This window comes from Longimicrobiaceae bacterium (assembly GCA_035936415.1).
Classification (GTDB): domain Bacteria; phylum Gemmatimonadota; class Gemmatimonadetes; order Longimicrobiales; family Longimicrobiaceae; genus JAFAYN01.
In genome coordinates this window covers 1-3,263 of sequence record DASYWD010000335.1, presented here as the reverse complement: position 1 = coordinate 3,263, position 3,263 = coordinate 1, and the positions used below count along the sequence as shown (strand labels likewise).

Annotated in this window: 3 protein-coding genes; 2 read left to right on the top strand and 1 reads right to left on the bottom strand. The window is 75.2% G+C overall.

What is annotated here, in order from left to right; all coding sequences use genetic code 11:
- Positions 1 to 41 precede the first annotated feature (41 nt).
- Positions 42 to 1,445, bottom strand: a complete 1,404-nt coding sequence (locus VGR37_13770) for an aspartyl protease family protein (GenBank protein ID HEV2148465.1) — start codon at positions 1,443 to 1,445, stop codon at positions 42 to 44.
- Between the two features lie 269 nt (positions 1,446 to 1,714).
- Between VGR37_13770 and VGR37_13765 the strand changes: the two genes are divergently transcribed.
- Both VGR37_13765 and VGR37_13760 read left to right on the top strand, forming a co-directional pair.
- Positions 1,715 to 2,653: a MoxR family ATPase gene (locus VGR37_13765; protein HEV2148464.1), complete on the top strand. Its 939-nt coding sequence runs from the start codon at positions 1,715 to 1,717 to the stop codon at positions 2,651 to 2,653.
- 13 nt (positions 2,654 to 2,666) lie between these two features.
- A partial coding sequence (locus VGR37_13760; protein ID HEV2148463.1) for a DUF58 domain-containing protein occupies positions 2,667 to 3,263 on the top strand: 597 nt, incomplete at its 3' end.

The following is a 3,263-nucleotide window of genomic DNA, read 5'->3' as shown; positions in this document are numbered from 1 at the left end:
GGGCCCCCTCGCGCCGTCGACGTTCCGTTCTCCGGCCGCCGCTACGGGCCGACGCCGATCTCCTTCGCCCCGCCCGGCCTCCGCTCCGTGGCGCGCGGCGGGCGCGGCGTGCCGATCTCGAAGATCCCGTTCGTCATGTCGATCCGCACCCGGTGCCCTGCGCCCAGGTCCGCGCCCAGGACCCCGTCCAGGTCGAAGAGCATCAGGCGCTTCTGCTCGTGCACGGCAACGTGGCGCATGGAGAACTCCCTCCCCGCGGCACTGAGCTTCAGCTCCGAAAGCACGGGAGTGCGGACCGTGGTGTCGCTGCCGAAGCCGGCCACGAACCGGGTTCGCTGGGCGAGGAGGCGGTGCGGGAGCTTGCGCATCAGGTTCTGGGTGACGAAGGTCGAGTCGGCACCCGTATCCAGCGCGAAGTAGAGCGGCACCCCGCCGGGCCCCTGCGCGCGCACCACCGGGTATCCCAGCCAGAACAGGTTGCGCGGCAGGCTCCGCTCCGGCTCGCTGCGGGGGCGGGAGAGGAGGGCGACGCGCGTGGGGAAGTCGACGATGATGTTCAGTCGCCGCATCAGGTCCATCCCGATCACCCCGTCCACCTTCACCCGCTCCACCTTCCCCGGCGCGACCGTCTCCAGGATGGTCAGCTCGCGCGCGGGGACCACCGCGACGGCGTGCCCGGTGGCGGTCAGCGGCCCCAGCTCCAGCCGCTCCACGGCCGCCGGGAGCGCCCGGATGCGCCCGGCGCTGGTGACGATCTCCAGGGTGTCGGGGCTGAGCGGCCGGATCCCCGCCTGCGCCGCCACGTCGGAGGCCACGAGCGTGAGGCTGGTGCCGGTGTCCAGCCAGAACTGCCGGATCCGGCCGTTGACGATCACCGGGACGAGGGGCGTCCCCGTGCCGGTGATCTCGAACCGGAGCGCCACCGGGAACGGGGCGATGCGGTACTCCGCCTCCGGGGCCAGTCGCATCGAGGCCGACCACACGTCGATCCCCGCGCGCTCGAAGCCCACCATCCCGGCCGGGACGGCGGTGGGGGAGGTCAGGTCGTGGAGCGCCTGCCACCGCCCGTCGTATCCGAAGACGCTGGACAGCGCCACGCGCGACGCGGCGCGGACCAGCGAGTCCACTGCCTCCCCCGCGAGCGGGGCGAAGCGCTGCTCCGCCTCGGCCATGCGGCCGTCGAGGACCAGGCGCATCCCGCGCGCGAACTCGGCGTGCTCGCGGCCGGGGGCGATGCGCGTGGCGCGCACCATCTCCATGTCGGATACGGCCGCCCAGAAGGCCTGCCGCCGCTGCTCGGGGGTCGCGGAGGAGAGGTCGCCGTCCCCGCCGGCGAAGAGGCCCGTTGGAGCGCGGAGGGCGACGCACCCGGGGGGCGCCGCCAGGAGGAGGCAGAGGGACGCCGCGAGGGCGAGAGCCCGCGCGGAAAGCCTGGTGCGGGACATCGGCGGGGGCGGTGCGGGACAGGGGACCGTCACACCGGCACTGCATCGAAGATAATGCCGCACCCCTCTCGAATCCATGGGGTCGCGGCGCGGGGCGGAAGGCCGGCGCGCCCCGCCTTTCCCGGGAGCCGCGCCCGGGGGTATGATTAACCGGACCCGGGGCCGCCGCCCCGTTCGCCCACCCGCCGCCGCACCGAGAGGGAGCCCTGGCCACCGCAGAAAGGGAGATCGAGTCGCTCGTCGCGGACGCCGCCGCGCTCCGGGAGCAGGTGCGCCGCCGCATCGTCGGGCAGGAGGAGGCGCTGGAGGAGGTGCTCCTCTGCCTCCTGGCCGGGGGCCACGCCCTGCTCGTGGGCGTCCCCGGGCTGGCCAAGACGCTGCTGGTGCGCACGCTGGCGGAGGCGCTGGACCTGGAGTTCCGGCGGGTGCAATTCACGCCGGACCTGATGCCCTCCGACATCACGGGGACGGAGGTGATCGAGGAGGACCGCTCCACCGGCCGCCGCGCCGCCCGCTTCCTCCGCGGCCCCGTGTTCACGCAGGTGCTCCTCGCCGACGAGATCAACCGCACCCCGCCGAAGACGCAGGCCGCGCTCCTGGAGGCCATGCAGGAAGGGCGCGTCACCGTGGCCGGGGAGGACCTCCTCCTCCCGCGCCCCTTCTTCGTGCTCGCCACGCAGAACCCGCTGGAGCAGGAGGGCACCTACCCCCTCCCGGAGGCGCAGCTCGACCGCTTCATGCTGGACGTGCGCCTGGACTACCCGAGCGAGGCGGAGGAGGTGGAGATCCTGCGGGCCACCACGGGCGCGGGCGAGCCGGCGGTGGAGCGGGTGCTGGACGCCGAGCGCGTGCTCCTGCTGCAGCGCCGCGTGCGCGAGGTCCCGACCGCCGCCAACGTCCTGGAGTACGCCGCGCGCCTGGTACGCTCCACCCGCCCCGGCACCCCCGGTGCGCCGGACGAGGTCGCCCGCTGGGTGCGCTGGGGCGCGGGCCCCCGCGCCGGCCAGGCGCTGGTCCTGGGGGCGAGGGCCCGGGCGCTGCTGGCCGGCCGCTTCCACGTGACCCCGGATGACGTGCGCCGCGTCGCGCTCCCGGTGCTGCGCCACCGCGTGCTGGTGAACTTCAGCGCAGAAGCGGAGGGGGTCACGCCGGACGCGCTGGTCGCACGGCTCCTGGAGGGCGTGGCGCCGCCGCGGAGCGGGCTGTAGCCTCGACCTTCCCATGTCCCCGGCGCCTCCGCAACCGACCCCCTTCCTCCCCCCCGGGCTGCTGGAGCGCCTGGGCGGGCTGGACGTGGTCGCGCGCACCGTGGCGCACGGGTTCGTGGCGGGGCTGCACCGCTCGCCCAACCACGGGGCGGGGGAGGAGTTCGCGCGGCACCGGGAGTACCAGCAGGGAGACGACGTGCGCCGGCTGGACTGGAAGGTCTACGGCCGCACGGACCGGCTCTACGTCCGGGAGTTCCGGGAGCGGTCCAACCTGTCCGCCGTCCTGGTCGTGGACGCCACCGCCTCCATGGGGTACGCGGAGCCGGGGGGCGTCCCCAAGCTGCGCTACGGCGCGTACGTGGCCGCGGCGCTCGCGCACCTGATGCTCGGCGCGGGCGACGCGGTGGGGCTGGCCGCCTTCGGGACGGGGGCGGAGCTGGCGCTCCCGCCGCGCTCCCGGCGGGGACAGCTCCACGATGTTCTTCTCCGGCTGGAGGGGCTGCGGGCGGACGGGGACGCGCCCGCGGCGGCCGCGCTGGATCGCGCCGGGGAGCGGCTGCGGCGTCGGGGACGGGTGGTGCTCGTGTCGGACCTGCTGGAGGCGGACGAC

Excerpts from the sequence above, each read along its gene's own strand:
- VGR37_13770 (HEV2148465.1), bottom strand. The coding sequence starts at position 1,445 with ATGTCCCGCACCAGGCTTTCCGCGCGGGCTCTCGCCCTCGCGGCGTCC.